Genomic DNA, 14604 nt, shown 5'->3' on the forward strand with positions numbered 1-14604 from the left:
GAAATGAGCAATTCCAATCAACTCGCCCAGCGCCTCGCGCCCTGGGCCCTGCCGGTGGGCCTGGTGGTGATCTGGCAACTGGCGGTGGAATTCGGCTGGCTGTCCAGCCGTATCCTGCCGGCGCCCAGCGCGGTGGCCGAGGCCGGCTACCACCTGGTGGTCAGCGGCGAACTGTGGCAACACCTGGCGATCAGCACCTGGCGTGCCGCCGTCGGCTTCCTCATCGGCGGCAGCATCGGCCTGGTGCTGGGGCTGATCACCGGCCTGTCGAAGTGGGGCGAGCGCTTCCTCGACAGCTCCGTGCAGATGATCCGCAACGTGCCGCACCTGGCGCTGATCCCGCTGGTGATCCTGTGGTTCGGCATCGACGAGTCGGCGAAGATCTTCCTGGTCGCCCTCGGCACGCTGTTCCCGATCTACCTCAACACCTACCACGGCATCCGCAACATCGACCCGGGCCTGCTGGAAATGTCGCGCAGCTACGGGCTGTCCGGCTTCGCCCTGTTCCGCCAGGTGATCCTGCCCGGCGCGCTGCCCTCGATCCTGGTCGGCGTGCGCTTCGCCCTGGGCTTCATGTGGCTGACCCTGATCGTCGCTGAGACCATTTCCGCCAACTCCGGCATCGGCTACCTGGCGATGAACGCCCGCGAATTCCTGCAGACCGACGTCGTAGTCCTGGCCATCCTGCTCTACGCCGTGCTCGGCAAGCTGGCCGATCTCGCCGCCCGCGGCCTTGAGCGCGTCTGGCTGCGCTGGCACCCGGCCTATCAGGTCAAGGGAGGTGCGGCATGAATGCGGTGAACAACCTGCCTCAGAAACTCAAGAAAGGCATCCCGCTGGCGCTGGAAAACGTCCGTAAACGCTTCGGCGAGCGTGAAGTGCTCAAGGGTATCGATCTGCGGATTCCCGCCGGCCAGTTCGTCGCCATCGTCGGCCGCAGCGGTTGCGGCAAGAGCACCCTGCTGCGACTGCTGGCCGGGCTCGACGAGGCCAGCGACGGGCAACTGCTGGCCGGCTCCGCGCCGCTGGACAGTGCCCGCGAAGAAACCCGTCTGATGTTCCAGGACTCGCGGCTGCTGCCCTGGAAGCGGGTGATCGACAACGTCGGCCTCGGCCTCAAAGGCGACTGGCGCAAGAAGGCGCTGGACGCGCTGGAAGCCGTGGGCCTCGCCGACCGCGCCAACGAGTGGCCGGCCAGCCTGTCCGGTGGCCAGAAGCAGCGCGTGGCCCTGGCCCGCGCCCTGATCCACCAGCCGCGCCTGCTGCTGCTCGACGAGCCGCTGGGCGCGCTGGATGCCCTGACCCGTATCGAGATGCAGCAACTGATCGAGCGCCTCTGGCAGCAGCATGGCTTCACCGTGCTGCTGGTCACCCATGATGTCGCCGAGGCCGTGGCCATCGCCGACCGGGTGATCCTCATCGAGGATGGCGAGATCGGCCTGGACCTCAATGTCGAGCTGCACCGCCCGCGCGCCCGTGGTTCGGCACGCCTGGCCGCGCTGGAAGCCGAAGTGCTCGAACGCGTGCTGTCGCTGCCGGCGCAGCCGCCCGAGCCGGAACCTGTTTCCCCACTGCCCACGCAGCTGCGCTGGGCGCTCTGATCCAACGTTCATCCGAAGACCCCATTCTCCCAAGGAGCTACGCCATGACCATTAAAGCCATCAACGTCCGCAACCAGTTCAAGGGCACCATCAAGGAAATCGTCGAAGGCGATGTACTGTCGGAAATCGACGTGCAGACTGCCGCTGGCATCGTCACCTCGGTGATCACCACCCGTTCCGTGAAAGAGCTGGAACTGGCCATCGGCAGCGAAGTGATCGCCTTCGTGAAATCCACCGAGGTGTCCATCGCCAAGCTCTGAATGCGGCGCTGGAATACAACGGGCAGTCCGGAAACGGGCTGCCCGTTTCCTTTTGCGCGACGGCTTCCGGGACGCGCCGGGCGATTTTGTAGGAGGGCTGGAGCGCAGCGACACCCATGCTGTCGGCGCGTGGCCCGATGTGTATCGCAAGCTCCACCCATCCTACGAATAGCCAGGCTTTGCGCCAGCGGCAAACGGCTAGAGCAATTGCTCTACTTCCCTTAGACTCCCGCTCAAACCAACAAGAGAAAGGAGTCCCGCATGTCCCTGAGTCCCTCTGCCTTCGCATTGCTCGGCCTGGTCGCCTGGACCGTGCTGCTGGTTCTGCTGCTGGTCAACCAGCGTGGCCTGCTGGTGATGAGCGGCCGCATGAAGGTCAACGTCTTCGCCGCCGACGGCAGCAACACCCCCGGCACTTTCGGCCAGCGCCTGGTGCGTGCCCACGCCAACTGCGTGGAGAACGTGCCGCTGTTCTGCGCGGTGCTGCTCTATGCGATGGTCACTCAGCAGACGGTAATCACCGACCCGCTGGCGCCAACCCTGCTGGTGGCGCGCATCGTCCAGTCGGTGGTGCACCTGCTCAGTACTTCCGCGCTGGCGGTGTGGGTGCGTTTCGCTGCCTTCTTCGTTCAGCTGATCATCCTGATCTGGTGGCTGCTGCGCCTCTCGACCCTGATCTGAGCGGCGACCGGAACAGTTGCGCAACGCAACTGTTCCTATGGGGCGATACCGCCATGACTTAGCATGGCGGACCGCACACGCGTCGAGGCTTCCATGCACGTTTCATCCGGCCGCTGGCAATTCGGCCTGTTCCTGGCCCTGGTCACCGCCGTTCTCTGGGGCATCCTGCCGATCAAGCTCAAGGAAGTGCTCAAGGTCATGGACCCGATCACCGTCACCTGGTTTCGCCTGGTGGTGTCCGGTGGTCTGCTGCTGATCTACCTGGCCTTCACCCGCCAGCTGCCGCGCTTCTCGCCACTTGGCGCGCGCGGCAAGGGATTGGTGCTGCTGGCCATTCTCGGCCTGACCGGCAACTACGTGTGCTACCTGATCGGCCTGCGCATGCTCACGCCGGGCACCACGCAACTGGTGATCCAGATCGCGCCGATCCTGCTCCTGCTGGGCAGCCTGTTCGTCTTCAAGGAGAGCTTCAGCATCGGTCAGGCGCTGGGGCTTGCCGTACTCATCTTCGGTTTCGGGCTGTTCTTCAACCAGCGTCTGGCGGAACTGTTCAGCTCGCTGGGCGAGTACACTACCGGCGTGCTGATCGTGGTCTTTGCCGCCTTCATCTGGACCTTCTACGGCCTGGCGCAGAAGCAACTGCTGACCCAGTGGACCTCGGTGCAGGTAATGATGGTGATCTACCTGGGCTGCGGCGCGTTGCTCACGCCCTGGGCGCATCCGCTGGAAGCGCTGGACCTCTCGCCGCTCCAGGGCTGGCTGCTGCTGGCCTGCTGCCTGAACACCCTGGTGGCCTATGGCGCCTTCGCCGAGGCGCTGGCGCACTGGGAGGCCTCGCGGGTCAGCGCGACCCTGGCGATCACCCCGCTGGTGACCTTCGCGTCGGTGGCGCTGGCTGCCTCGCTGTGGCCGGAGTTCGTGCTGCCCGAAGACCTCAACGGGCTGGCCTATGTCGGCGCGCTGCTGGTGGTCAGCGGCTCCGCGCTGACCGCGCTGGCGCCTTCACTGTTGCGCAGTTACCGGGCGCGAAGGGCGCGCATCGCCAACCTCTGAATCCCCGAGGGCCGCCGCGAGGCGGCCTTCTGCTATCCAGCGCTCGCGTTCGGCTTCATTTTCGCAAATGATATGTATTATCATTTGTGCAATTCGATGGTTGTCGAGGCCCAGCGCCTCGGTTCGGGGGCGACGTGGTAGCGGGCAATAGCGGAGCAGGGCGGCGACGCCGGGAGGCGTGGGTCGATGGATGAGCGCTTCTCCCGTTCGGTGTCCCAGGCCTATCGCTCCTTCCACGGCGAACTGCTGCGTTTCCTGCGCAAGCAGCTGGGCAGTTCGGCGGATGCCGCCGACCTCGCCCAGGATGCCTTCGCCCAGTGGCTCAAGTCCTCCTCGCGGCATGAAGTGGAACAGCCGCGCGCATTTCTCTTCCAGGTCGCGCGCAACCTGCTGCGCGACCACTGGCAGCGCTCCCGGCGCTTCTCCAATGAGCCAGAAGAGGCCCTCGACCATGACCAGCAACCGGCCGCCGAAGGAGGCGAACCCGTGGTGCAGTTCGAGCGACAACGTTATCTTCGCCAGCTTTCGAAGGCGCTCGACAGCCTTCCGCCACGGCGCCGCGAGGCCTTCATCCTGCACAAGTTCGATGGCCTTTCGCAGCCGGAGGTGGCCAGGCGCATGGGGATTTCATTGAGCATGGTGGAGAAGCACGTTGCCAGCGCGCTGCTGCATTGCAAGCGTCAGGTTCAGGGAGAGGGCGAAGCATGACGCCGCAGGAAGAACGCCAGCAGGTGATCGACGAACTCGCCGCCAAGTGGTTCAGCCGCCAGCGCGCAGGCGCCTGGGATGCCCGCGAGCGCCAGGCCTTCGCCGACTGGCTGGCGGAAGACCCTGCGCATGAATCCGCCTACCGTGAGATCGAGCAGTTGTGGAGCGATCTCGACCATATCCGCCGACCGGCCATCGTGCCTGGCCGTCGCCCGGCATGGCCCTGGCGCGGGCTCGCGGCTGCCAGTGTGTTCTGCGCGGCGTTGCTGCTGGCAAACGACTTCAGCGGCGGCCGCCTGGCTGATCCGCAACAGGCGCAGACCACCGCTGCGGGCGAGCAGCGCGAGGTGACGTTGGCTGACGGCACGCGGGTTTTCCTCGCGGGGGATTCGTCGTTGCGCGTGAACTTCTCGGATGCGTTCCGCGATGTCCAATTGCTGCGCGGCGAGGCCTATTTCGAAGTCACCCACGATGTTGCCCGGCCCTTCCGGGTGACCTCCGGTGGCAGCCGTGTGCGCGTCCTTGGCACCGGTTTCGATGTGCACCGTGCGGACGACGGCCTGACGGTGGCCGTGCGCCACGGCAAGGTGGCCTTGCAGGCGAAACTCGATGCGCGTGACGAGCAGACCCTGACCGCGGGTGATCGCGCCCAGCTTGCTGCCGGGGCAGGGGAGGCGCAGATCGACCGCGTACCTGTCGCCTCCATCGCTGCGTGGCGCGACGGCATGCTCGCCTTCCGCAATCAGCCCCTGGGGGCGCTGGTGAACGAGCTGTCGCAGTACCGCGCTGCGCCCATCCGCCTGGGCGATGAGCGCCTGGCGCAGAGGCCCATCTCCGGCAACGTGCGCCTGGCCCGCCCGGACGACTTCCTCGCGGCCCTGCCGGTACTGCTCGACGTGCGCGTGCAGCGCAAGGCCGATGGCAGCGCCGTGATCCTGCCGCGCTGATCGCCCCTCCCTTGTAGGAGCGAGCTTGCTCGCGAACGTATTTTCCGGAAGCACCGGACCTGGGCCGGTTCGCGAGCAAGCTCGTTCCTGCAGGGGCCCTAACGATTTGACTCCGCGCTGGGGCCGGCCCTCACCCTAACCCTCTCCCAGAGGGAGAGGGGACCGTTCGGTGCCGGGTGAAACCTTCGCGTCAGTCGGCTCGGAATGCTCCCTCTCCCTCCGGGAGAGGGCTGGGGTGAGGGAAGGGACGGGCACCGATATAGTCGAATGAAGACGGTTGCTCCTACCCAACCGGATCACACGTGCCGCAAATCTTTCTTGAGAAATATTTTTATTTGCAGGTGTGGGTTTTTCTCGAGTGAGGGTCTTCCCCGTCATTCGCTGCGAAACGCGCAGCGCTTTTCGTCCCTGGGGAGGGCCTTGCATGCAGTCTCGTTTCAACTTCCCGTTCGCACGCCCGCTAGGCTGTGCCGTGCTGCTCGGCAGCCTGATGATGGCCGAGTACAGCCGCGCTGCCGATTGGCAGATCGACCTGCCGGCGCAGGCACTGAGCGACTCCATCGGCAGCCTGTCGCAGCAGGCCGGCGTGCAGGTGCTTTATGACGCCTCCCAGCTGGAGGGGCTCAAGGCTCCCGCGGTAGCCGGCCGCTACAGCATGCGCGAAGCCCTGGAGCACCTGCTCAAGGGCTCGTCGCTGGAACTGGTGGAGGCGGGCGACGGCTTTGTCGTGCGGCGCTCCGGCAAGGTCGACAAGTTCAGCGACAACGCCATCGAACTGGATTCGCAGACCGTCGTCGGCAGCGGCCTGTCGGTGGACTCCAGCAATGTCGGCCGTTCGACCCTGACCCGCAAGGACATCGAGCGCATCCAGGCCGACAACATTCCCACCCTGCTGCAGACCCTGCCCGGCGTGACCATGGGCGGCTCGCCCAAGCCGGGCGGGCAGACCGTCAATATCTGGGGCCTGGGCGATGCCGAGGACGTGCCCTTCACCCTCGACGGCGCACCCAAGAGCGGCTTCGAGCGCTACCAGCAGGGCACCGTGTTCATCGAGCCGGAGCTGATCAAGCGCATCGAAGTGGAGAAGGGCCCGCACTCGGTCTACAACGGCAACGGCGGCTTCGGCGGCACCGTGCACATGGAAACCAAGGACGCGCCGGACCTGCTGCACGACGATCAGAACGTCGGCGCCATGCTCAAGTACGGCTACCACTCCAACGACCAGCAGAAGATCTACAGCGGCGCCGTCTATGGCCGAACCGAGGACCGCAAGGTCGATGCGCTGGCCTACGTTACCGCCCGCGATGGCCGCGACATCAAGCTCGCCGGGCACATTCCCGACCCGTACAACAACTACCCGATCAACCCCAGCCGCCTGCCCAACAGCGCCCAGGACCTGGACGCCGGGCTGTTCAAGCTGAACCTGCACCCCAACCTCGACAACGACATCAGCCTGGCCTACAGCCGCTCCCACAGCACCCGCTGGACGCCGTTCTCCTCGGCCTCCTACCCGACGCCACCGACCCAGTCGAGCATTGATCGCTACGGCTATGAAGCGGCGCTCAAGCGCCTGCTGGCGCACCGCGACACCACCGACACGACCTGGTCCGGCAAGTACGAATACCACCCGATCGACAACCCGCTGATCGACCTGATGGTGCAGTACTCCGAGTCGCACATCGACCAGACCGACGAGCGTAATCCGGACGCCTTCTTCCAGGTCTCCACCGGTGGCCGCAAGATGGATAGCGACTACAAGGACAAGGTGCTGGAGTTGCGCAACACCAGCCTGTTCGCCACCGGCCCGGTACAGCATGCGTTCACCGTGGGTACCGAGTTCCACCGGCACACCCGCACCACCGACATGTATATCCCCGGCTCCACCTACAACACCGCGCGCTACAACTATGGGCACTTCCAGCCGACCTTCATGCCCAGCGGCAAGCAGAACACCAACAGCGCCTACATCCAGGACGCGCTGACCCTGGGCAGCGTGACCATCACCCCGTCGTTGCGCTTCGACCATGTGCGCAACCAGGGCAAGGACAATGACGCGCCGATCTACAACAACGCCGCGCAAGGCCACGACTACAGCTCGCAGACCTACAGCGGCTGGTCGCCGCGCCTCTCGCTGTTCTGGACGGCCACCGAGCGCCTGGGCTTCTTCGCCGACTACAGCCGCACCTGGCGTGCGCCGGTGATCGACGAGATGTACGAGGTGCAGAACAGCAGCACGGTCAGCGCCACCAGCCGCGACCTCGACCCCGAGCGCATTCATGCGCTGCGCTTCGGCTCGCTGGTCAACCTGCCGGACCTGTTCATCAACGGCGACAACCTGCAGGTGCGCACCACGCTGTTCCAGAACAAGATCAAGGACGAGATTTTCCGCACCCGCAGCGTCGGCTGCGAGCAGCAGGCCATCGACAACGGCACCATCTCCGGCAGCTGCGGCGACTACCTGCCGCTCTCCAACTACCGCAATTTGCCGGGCGTGACCTACAAGGGCTTCGAGATCGAGAGTTTCTACGACAGCCCCTGGCTGTTCGGCGGGCTGTCGTACTCGTGGGTGACCGGCAAGCACGACGGCGCCTACAGCAATCCCTGGGGGCCGAACGTGTGGGCGCGTGACGTGCCGCCGGCCAAGTGGGTCGCCACCCTGGGCACCAAGATTCCGGCGTGGGACGCGCAGATCGGCTGGCAGGGCGAGTTCGTCCGCCAGACCGACCGCCTGCCCAGCGACAAGTACAAGGGCGGCATGGGCACCAGCGTCGGCGACATCTTCTGGGACCAGACGGTCAACGACAGCTATGACACCCAGCGCGTCTTCGCCAGCTGGAAGCCGCGCCGCCTGGGCTTCGAGAATACCGAGCTGAACTTCACCGTGGACAACCTGTTCAACCGCGACTACCACCCGGCGCTGGCCGGCGACAGCGTCTACAGCCAGGGCCGCAACGCCAAGTTCAGCCTTACCCAGTACTTCTGAGAGGCTCCCTGTCGACTGTGGGAGCGAGCTTGCTCGCGAGCGGATTTCCCGGCAGCAGCGGAGCAGGGCGGGTTCGCGAGCAAGCTCGCTCCTACGATCCGGCGTGCCCGTAGGGCGCATAAAGCGGGATGCTTTATGCGCCGATGGTGCTCACGGCGGATAACGCCGTTGGCGTTATCCGCCCTACCAAAAGGCCTGCGCCAAGCACCAACGAAAACGGGCGCCCGAAGGCGCCCGTTTGCTATTGCAGGTATCAGGCTCAGGCCGCCGGACGCACCACGCGGTAGACCAGCGCACCGATCACGCCGCCCACCAGCGGGCCGACCCAGAACAGCCACAGCTGCTTCATGAACAGCGGGTCGGCGAAGATCGCCACGCCCAGGCTGCGCGCCGGGTTCACCGAAGTGTTGTCGATCGGGATGCTGATCAGGTGGATCAGCGTCAGCGTCAGGCCGATGGCGATCGGCGCAAAGCCCGCCGGGGCCAGCTTGCTGTCGGTGGCGCCCATGATCACGAACAGGAAGAACGCGGTCAGCAGTACTTCGGCCGTCAGCGCGGAGAGCATGCTGTAGTGGTCTGGCGAGCCTTCGCCGAAGCCGTTGGCGGCAAAGCCCGCCAGCGCGTCGAAGCCCGGTTTGCCGCTGGCGATGAAGTACAGCGCCGCACCAGCGAGGATGCCGCCAACCACTTGGGCGACGATGTACGGGACCAGCTCAGCGGTGCGGAAGCGGCCGCCGGCCCACAGGCCGAGGCTGACCGCGGGGTTGAGGTGGCAACCGGAGATCGGGCCGATGGCGTAGGCCATGGTCACGACCGTCAGGCCGAAAGCCAGGGCGACACCCAGGACGCCAATGGCGTGGGCGGCGAAGATGGCGCTGCCGCAACCACCGAACACCAGCCAGAAGGTGCCGATCATCTCGGCGGAAAGTTTGCGAAGCATGCTGCCTCCAGAGGCGGGGAGAGGTACCCGGAATTTGGGTGTGGGCATGCTAAGAGAAAGGGTCGGGGCGACTGGTGTAGGGGAAATCCTATGTGTGACGGGGCAAAAGCCGATCATGAAAGCCGAAGGCGGCATGGAGCACTGTATTCCCGTGCTCTACGACCGAATCAGACTTGTGAGCCGATCTGCTCCGCCCGCCGCAGCCAGCCCTGGCGTTGTTCCTCGCCCGAGCCGCGCACCGGGCTGAATTCCTCCAGGTGATGGAGGGCGATGCCGCAGGGCGCGAGGATGCAGCGGGTCATCTGCCGATGGGCCGGTGCGCCCTGACGCAGGCGGTAGTGCCAGTGCGTCTGGTCGTGGCTGACCAGCAGGTCGGCGCTGCGCCCGCCCAGCAAGGGTTCGAACTCGCGGGACTCCACCGAGCGGTAGCGGAAGGCGAAGCCGGGTTGCAGCACGCGGTCGAAGAAGCCCTGCAGCAGCGCCGGCAGGCCGCCCCACCAGACCGGGTAGACGAAGGCGATGTGCTGCGCCCAGTGGATTTGCCGCTGCGCTTCGAGCACGTCCGGTTCGAGGGATTGGCCCAGTTCATAGCCGCCGCGCAGCACGGGGTCGAAGTTCAGCTCGCCGAGCTTGAGCATGTGCACCACATGGCCCTTGGTGCGGGCGCCGTGGGCGTAGGCCTCGGCGAGCGCGTGGCAGAAGCCGCCGGGCTTGGGCGAACCCAGCACCAGCAGCACGCGCTTGCCGTCGCCTTCAAGGGGCGTGGCGCCATGCTTGACGGCTTCAACCATTCTGCCCGGCCTCCAGCATGGTTTCCGGGCGGACCCACTGGTCGAACTCGGCGTCGCTCAGGTAGCCCAGTTCCAGTGCGGCGGCGCGCAGCGTCTTGCCTTCGGCATAGGCCTTCTTGGCGATCTCGGCGGCCTTGTCGTAGCCGATGTGCGGGTTGAGCGCGGTCACCAGCATCAGGCCGCGGTCGAGGTGCTCGCGCATCTTCGCGGCGTCCGGTTCCATGCCGGCGATGCAGTGGGTGTTGAAGTTGCGGCAGCCGTCGGCCAGCAGGCGTGCGGACTCCAGCAGATTGTGGATGATCACCGGCTTGTAGACGTTGAGCTGCAGGTGGCCCTGGCTGGCGGCGAAGGTGATCGCGGCATCGTTGCCGAAGACCTGGCAGGCGAGCATCGACAGGGCCTCGCACTGGGTCGGGTTGACCTTGCCGGGCATGATCGAGGAGCCCGGTTCGTTGGCCGGCAGCTTCACCTCGGCGAATCCCGCGCGGGGGCCGGAGCCGAGCAGGCGCAGGTCGTTGGCGATCTTCATCAGGGCCACGGCCAGGGTCTTCATCGCGCCGGCGAGGGTCACCAGCGGTTCGTGGCCGGCGAGGGCGGCGAACTTGTTCGGTGCGGAAACGAAAGGCAAACCGGAAAGGTCGGCCAGTTCAGCGGCGATGGCCTCGGCAAACTCCTTCGGCGCGTTCAGCCCGGTGCCGACGGCGGTACCGCCCTGGGCCAGCTCGTAGACGGCCGGCAGTGCCGCGCGGAGGGCGCGCTCGGCATAGTCGAGCTGGGCGACGAAGGCGGAAAGTTCCTGGCCGAAGGTGACCGGCGTTGCGTCCATCAGGTGGGTGCGCCCGGTCTTCACCAGGTTGGCGTGGCGCGCGGCCTGCTGGGCGAGGCCGCCGCTGAGTTCGGCGATGGCCGGCAGCAGGTCGTTCTGCACCGCCTGGGCGGCGGCGATGTGCATGGCGGTGGGGAAGCTGTCGTTGGAGCTCTGCGCGCGGTTCACATGGTCATTGGGGTGCACCGGCTTCTTGCCGCCGCGGCCGTTGCCAGCGATCTCGTTGGCGCGCCCGGCGATGACCTCGTTGACGTTCATGTTGCTCTGGGTACCGCTGCCGGTCTGCCAGACGACGAGGGGGAACTGGTCGTCGTGCTCGCCCGCGAGCACTTCGTCAGCCGCTTCCTCGATCAGGCTGGTGATGTTCTCCGGCAGCTCGCCCAGCTGTGCATTCACGCGGGCAGCGGCCTTCTTGATCAGCGCCAGGGCGTGGACCACCGCCAGTGGCATGCGCTGCCCGCCGATGGCGAAGTTCTCCAGCGAACGCTGGGTCTGGGCGCCCCAGTAGGCGTCTTCGGGGACTTCTATGGGGCCGAGGCTGTCGGTTTCGGTGCGGCTCATGGTGCTTCTCCGGAAAAGGGTCTCGGCCAGTTTAGGCCGCCACGGGGCTTCCGGGTTCCACTCTGGCTCAATGGCCGTGATAGAGCGGTTTCAACGACGCGCCGGGTTACCAGCGGGCGTGAGTGGCGCCGATCCAGCCGAGCGCGCCGTTGACCGGCACCAGTTCGCCGCCGGCTTCGCGCAGGGAGCCGTCGAAGCGGCCGAACCACTGGCTGGTCTCGGCGAACAGCGGGCCCAGGCGCGGGCTGGCGCGATGCAGCTTGCGCGGAGTGAAGGTGAGGTCGACACGCTCGTCGGCATCTCGCAATTGCCACGGCGACAGCGGGTCGTGGGGAACCTGGTGGATCTCCACAGGGCCGGCCAGCGCCTGCAGTTCGCCGCCGAACCACAAGGCGTTCTCGCTCAGGTGGCTGTTTTCCGTCCAGCCGGCGCCGAAGTTGCCGGCGATGCCGCCGGGCGCTGCGAAGGCGGCGCGGGTCCAGCGGGTGTGGAAGGGCCAGACGCCGCGGCCGAAATCCAGTGCGGCGAAGCTCTGGCCCTCGCTGCAGCGGTAGGTCTTGTGGCCGAGGCTGAGGCTGCCGCTGATCGGCAGGCCCATCTGCCGGCTGCAGGCGTGGAAGCACTTGCCGCTCATCGGCACCACCAGGTTGACCGACTCCAGGTGCGCCGGGCGCTGTACTTCCAGGGAGAGGTTCAGCGGCTGGCCCCCCAGGTTCGGCGCGCAGGCGGTGATGCGCAACTGGCCCGGCTGCTCGTCGAAGCCCAGGCTGAGCTGGCCATGCGCGAAACGGTGGCTCTGGTTCGGCATGTCCGGCAGGTGGCAGCCCAGGCCGAACGGGCTGAACTGGGTGCGGTGCACCGACTGTCCGGTTTCCAGGTCGAGGAAGTACACGGCGCCGTAGCCCAGGTAATCGAGGTCGGCGATGGTGATCGAGAGCATCCAGCCCGGCGCGTTGATGCACCAGTGGTTCCAGCGCTTGCGCCGGCCGGCGTTGCCGGAGAGCTGGCAGAGCGTCTGTGGCCGCGACGACCAGCCCACGGCCGCGCTGTTCAGGCGGCCGCGCGCATCGCACAGGGGCGGTGCGGCGACGGAAGTCGGCGGGTGGCTGAGGGTGTTCATCGGTCACATCCATGTGGCAACGCGCCGCAGCATGCCGTTTCATGAACTGTCCTACAAGAGAAGCCGGTCACTTCCCGCTCAATTGGCACTCACTTGAGCGCATTCCGAACTTAGGCGCAGAATGGCGGGTCCGACACGGACACCCTTCAGACTCACAGGACTGCCCCATGACCGTTCTTCGTTCCCTCTGCACCGCAGCACTTCTGGTTGGCTTCAGTTCCGTGGCACTGGCTGATGCCAACGCCGAGGCGGAGAAATTCCTCAAGCAGGTGCACGCCGACAAGCTGACCGTGCCGGTCTACGCGCAAGTCCAGCAGATGCTCGCCCAGCGCTTCGCCCAGGCCAAGGCACCGGACAGCAAGAAGGCCGTGCTCGACCGCTACCAGGCCAAGGCCAACGCCGAGCTGGACCGTGCCGTGGGTTGGGACAAGCTCAAGCCCGAACTGGTCAAGCTCTACACCAGCAACTTCAGCGAGTCCGAGCTCAAGCAGCTGAACGATTTCTACGCATCCCCCCTGGGCCGCAAGGTCCTGGAGAAGATGCCGCGCCTGACCGCCGAATCCGCCCAGCTGACCCAGGCCAAACTGCAGACCGCGGTGGAGCCGGTGAACAAGCTGATGGCCGACATGGACAAGGAACTGGGCGTGAAAGCCCCAGCGGCTCCGGCCAAGAAGCCCTGATCGTCCTGATTACCACTTGCCTGAACCGTACTGATTGCCAGCGAGACCCGACATGAGCATGCGTGACCGACTCCAGACCGCCCTGGGCGCCCTCGAACCTCAGCACCTCGACGTGCTGGACGAGAGCCACATGCACAGCCGCGGGCAGGAAACGCACTACAAGGCGGTGATCGTCAGCCCGGCGTTCACCGGGCTGAACGCGGTGAAGCGGCACCAGAAGGTCTATGCCACGCTCGGCGAGCTGATGGGCCAGATCCATGCGCTGGCTCTGCACACCTACACCCCCGAGGAGTGGGCGCAGCAGGGACAAGCGCCGGATTCGCCGACCTGCCGTGGCGGCAGCAAGCACGATCTTCCGCATTGATCGGCTGCCGGATGCGGGCTTCGTCCCGCTCCGGTAGAATGCGACACCCAGCGCCGGCTTCTGCCGGCGCTGTCATTTTCAGCTGTTCGTTTCAGCTCTTGTTGATAAAGACCCGGTCCGCCCTTTACGCGGGCGACCACTGGAGTGATGCATGACCACCGAAAGAATCGTCGTCGCGGCGTTATACAAGTTCGTCTCCCTGCCCGACTACGTCGCCCTGCGCGAGCCCCTGCTGCAAGCCCTGCTGGAAAACGGCGTGAAGGGCACTTTGCTGCTCGCCGAAGAGGGCATCAACGGCACCGTCTCCGGCACTCGCGCCGGTATCGACGGCCTGTTGGCCTGGCTGCGCAACGACCCGCGCCTGGCCGATGTGGACCACAAGGAGTCCTACTGCGACGAGCAGCCCTTCTACCGCACCAAGGTCAAGCTGAAGAAGGAAATCGTCACCCTCGGCGTGCCTGGGGTGGACCCCAACGCCAAGGTCGGTACCTACGTCGAACCCAAGGACTGGAACGCGCTGATCTCCGACCCGGAAGTCCTGCTGATCGACACCCGCAACGACTACGAAGTGGCCATCGGCACCTTCGAGGGCGCCATCGACCCGAAGACCAAGTCGTTCCGTGAATTCCCCGACTACATCCGCGAGCACTACGATCCGGCCAAGCACAAGAAGGTCGCGATGTTCTGCACCGGCGGTATCCGTTGCGAGAAGGCCTCCAGCTACATGCTCAATGAAGGCTTCGAAGAGGTTTTCCATCTCAAGGGCGGCATCCTCAAGTACCTGGAAGAAGTGCCCGAGGCCGAAACCCTCTGGCGTGGCGACTGCTTCGTTTTCGACAACCGCGTGACCGTGCGCCATGACCTGAGCGAAGGCGACTACGATCAGTGCCACGCCTGCCGCAACCCGATCTCGGTCGAGGACCGCGCCTCCGAACATTACGCCCCCGGCATCAGTTGCCCGCACTGCTGGGACTCGCTCTCGGAGAAGACCCGTGCCAGTGCCCGCGAACGGCAGAAACAGATCGAGCTGGCGCGCCAGCGCAACCAGCCGCACCCCATTGGCCGTGATCCCCGCGCGGAGAACTGATC

At 65.8% G+C, this 14604-nt stretch carries 14 protein-coding genes and 1 pseudogene; 11 read left to right on the forward strand and 4 right to left on the reverse strand.

All coding sequences use genetic code 11. The features are described 5' to 3' along the window. The first annotated feature begins 3 nt into the window (after positions 1-3). From ssuC to LDJ84_RS09360, 8 genes are all read left to right on the forward strand, one after another. Positions 4-792, forward strand: a complete 789-nt coding sequence (gene ssuC / locus LDJ84_RS09325; RefSeq protein ID WP_024764383.1) for an aliphatic sulfonate ABC transporter permease SsuC — start codon at positions 4-6, stop codon at positions 790-792. Next, positions 789-1601 carry an aliphatic sulfonates ABC transporter ATP-binding protein gene (ssuB, locus tag LDJ84_RS09330; protein WP_065086434.1) on the forward strand — a complete coding sequence of 271 codons (813 nt, stop codon included), beginning with the start codon at positions 789-791 and terminating at the stop codon, positions 1599-1601. The genes ssuC and ssuB overlap by 4 nt, the downstream gene beginning before the upstream one ends. 44 nt (positions 1602-1645) lie before the next feature. Beyond that, entirely contained in the window at positions 1646-1861 is a 216-nt protein-coding gene (locus LDJ84_RS09335; RefSeq protein WP_017517652.1) for a TOBE domain-containing protein, read from the forward strand. 261 nt (positions 1862-2122) lie between these two features. Then, the gene (locus LDJ84_RS09340; RefSeq protein ID WP_024764381.1) at positions 2123-2542 is read left to right on the forward strand and encodes an MAPEG family protein; all 420 of its coding nucleotides are present in this window, start codon (positions 2123-2125) and stop codon (positions 2540-2542) included. 93 nt (positions 2543-2635) lie between these two features. Next, positions 2636-3595: a DMT family transporter gene (locus LDJ84_RS09345; protein WP_045212278.1), complete on the forward strand. Its 960-nt coding sequence runs from the start codon at positions 2636-2638 to the stop codon at positions 3593-3595. A 186-nt stretch (positions 3596-3781) separates the two neighbouring features. Continuing rightward, positions 3782-4303 (forward strand): sigma-70 family RNA polymerase sigma factor, encoded by a 522-nt coding sequence (locus LDJ84_RS09350; protein ID WP_024764379.1) that lies wholly within the window; start codon positions 3782-3784, stop codon positions 4301-4303. After that, positions 4300-5250, forward strand: coding sequence for a FecR family protein (locus tag LDJ84_RS09355; protein ID WP_226046250.1), 951 nt, complete (start codon positions 4300-4302; stop codon positions 5248-5250). The genes LDJ84_RS09350 and LDJ84_RS09355 overlap by 4 nt, the downstream gene beginning before the upstream one ends. Before the next feature lie 424 nt (positions 5251-5674). Continuing rightward, positions 5675-8233 carry a TonB-dependent receptor gene (locus LDJ84_RS09360; RefSeq protein WP_226046251.1) on the forward strand — a complete coding sequence of 853 codons (2559 nt, stop codon included), beginning with the start codon at positions 5675-5677 and terminating at the stop codon, positions 8231-8233. Positions 8234-8492: 259 nt separating this feature from the next. On the opposite strand, the gene aqpZ is transcribed toward LDJ84_RS09360, so the two are convergent. The 4 genes from aqpZ to LDJ84_RS09380 form a co-directional block, all read right to left on the reverse strand. After that, positions 8493-9173 carry an aquaporin Z gene (aqpZ, locus tag LDJ84_RS09365; RefSeq protein ID WP_024764377.1) on the reverse strand — a complete coding sequence of 227 codons (681 nt, stop codon included), beginning with the start codon at positions 9171-9173 and terminating at the stop codon, positions 8493-8495. A gap of 167 nt (positions 9174-9340) precedes the next feature. Beyond that, positions 9341-9964: an NAD(P)H-dependent oxidoreductase gene (locus tag LDJ84_RS09370; protein ID WP_024764376.1), complete on the reverse strand. Its 624-nt coding sequence runs from the start codon at positions 9962-9964 to the stop codon at positions 9341-9343. After that, positions 9957-11351: a class II fumarate hydratase gene (locus LDJ84_RS09375; protein WP_024764375.1), complete on the reverse strand. Its 1395-nt coding sequence runs from the start codon at positions 11349-11351 to the stop codon at positions 9957-9959. The genes LDJ84_RS09370 and LDJ84_RS09375 overlap by 8 nt, the downstream gene beginning before the upstream one ends. A 106-nt stretch (positions 11352-11457) precedes the next feature. Continuing rightward, the gene (locus LDJ84_RS09380; protein ID WP_024764374.1) at positions 11458-12471 is read right to left on the reverse strand and encodes a DUF2804 domain-containing protein; all 1014 of its coding nucleotides are present in this window, start codon (positions 12469-12471) and stop codon (positions 11458-11460) included. A 121-nt stretch (positions 12472-12592) separates the two neighbouring features. On the opposite strand from LDJ84_RS09380, the pseudogene LDJ84_RS09385 reads away from it, so the two are divergent. From LDJ84_RS09385 to LDJ84_RS09395, 3 genes and pseudogenes are all read left to right on the forward strand, one after another. After that, positions 12593-13151 (forward strand): annotated as a pseudogene (locus tag LDJ84_RS09385) (DUF2059 domain-containing protein). Positions 13152-13203: 52 nt separating this feature from the next. After that, entirely contained in the window at positions 13204-13515 is a 312-nt protein-coding gene (locus tag LDJ84_RS09390; protein WP_037010396.1) for a BolA family protein, read from the forward strand. Between the two features lie 151 nt (positions 13516-13666). After that, positions 13667-14602 (forward strand): rhodanese-related sulfurtransferase, encoded by a 936-nt coding sequence (locus LDJ84_RS09395; RefSeq protein WP_024764372.1) that lies wholly within the window; start codon positions 13667-13669, stop codon positions 14600-14602. Positions 14603-14604: the final 2 nt, after the last annotated feature.

This window comes from Pseudomonas sp. HS-18 (genome assembly GCF_020401845.1).
Lineage (GTDB): Bacteria > Pseudomonadota > Gammaproteobacteria > Pseudomonadales > Pseudomonadaceae > Pseudomonas > Pseudomonas nitroreducens.

Excerpts from the sequence above, each read along its gene's own strand:
- LDJ84_RS09370 (WP_024764376.1), bottom strand. The coding sequence starts at position 9,964 with ATGGTTGAAGCCGTCAAGCATGGCGCCACGCCCCTTGAAGGCGACGGC.
- LDJ84_RS09390 (WP_037010396.1), top strand. The coding sequence starts at position 13,204 with ATGAGCATGCGTGACCGACTCCAGACCGCCCTGGGCGCCCTCGAACCT.
- LDJ84_RS09360 (WP_226046251.1), top strand. The coding sequence starts at position 5,675 with ATGCAGTCTCGTTTCAACTTCCCGTTCGCACGCCCGCTAGGCTGTGCC.
- ssuB (WP_065086434.1), top strand. The coding sequence starts at position 789 with ATGAATGCGGTGAACAACCTGCCTCAGAAACTCAAGAAAGGCATCCCG.
- LDJ84_RS09355 (WP_226046250.1), top strand. The coding sequence starts at position 4,300 with ATGACGCCGCAGGAAGAACGCCAGCAGGTGATCGACGAACTCGCCGCC.
- LDJ84_RS09335 (WP_017517652.1), top strand. The coding sequence starts at position 1,646 with ATGACCATTAAAGCCATCAACGTCCGCAACCAGTTCAAGGGCACCATC.
- LDJ84_RS09340 (WP_024764381.1), top strand. The coding sequence starts at position 2,123 with ATGTCCCTGAGTCCCTCTGCCTTCGCATTGCTCGGCCTGGTCGCCTGG.
- ssuC (WP_024764383.1), top strand. The coding sequence starts at position 4 with ATGAGCAATTCCAATCAACTCGCCCAGCGCCTCGCGCCCTGGGCCCTG.
- LDJ84_RS09345 (WP_045212278.1), top strand. The coding sequence starts at position 2,636 with ATGCACGTTTCATCCGGCCGCTGGCAATTCGGCCTGTTCCTGGCCCTG.
- LDJ84_RS09380 (WP_024764374.1), bottom strand. The coding sequence starts at position 12,471 with ATGAACACCCTCAGCCACCCGCCGACTTCCGTCGCCGCACCGCCCCTG.
- LDJ84_RS09395 (WP_024764372.1), top strand. The coding sequence starts at position 13,667 with ATGACCACCGAAAGAATCGTCGTCGCGGCGTTATACAAGTTCGTCTCC.
- LDJ84_RS09350 (WP_024764379.1), top strand. The coding sequence starts at position 3,782 with ATGGATGAGCGCTTCTCCCGTTCGGTGTCCCAGGCCTATCGCTCCTTC.
- aqpZ (WP_024764377.1), bottom strand. The coding sequence starts at position 9,173 with ATGCTTCGCAAACTTTCCGCCGAGATGATCGGCACCTTCTGGCTGGTG.
- LDJ84_RS09375 (WP_024764375.1), bottom strand. The coding sequence starts at position 11,351 with ATGAGCCGCACCGAAACCGACAGCCTCGGCCCCATAGAAGTCCCCGAA.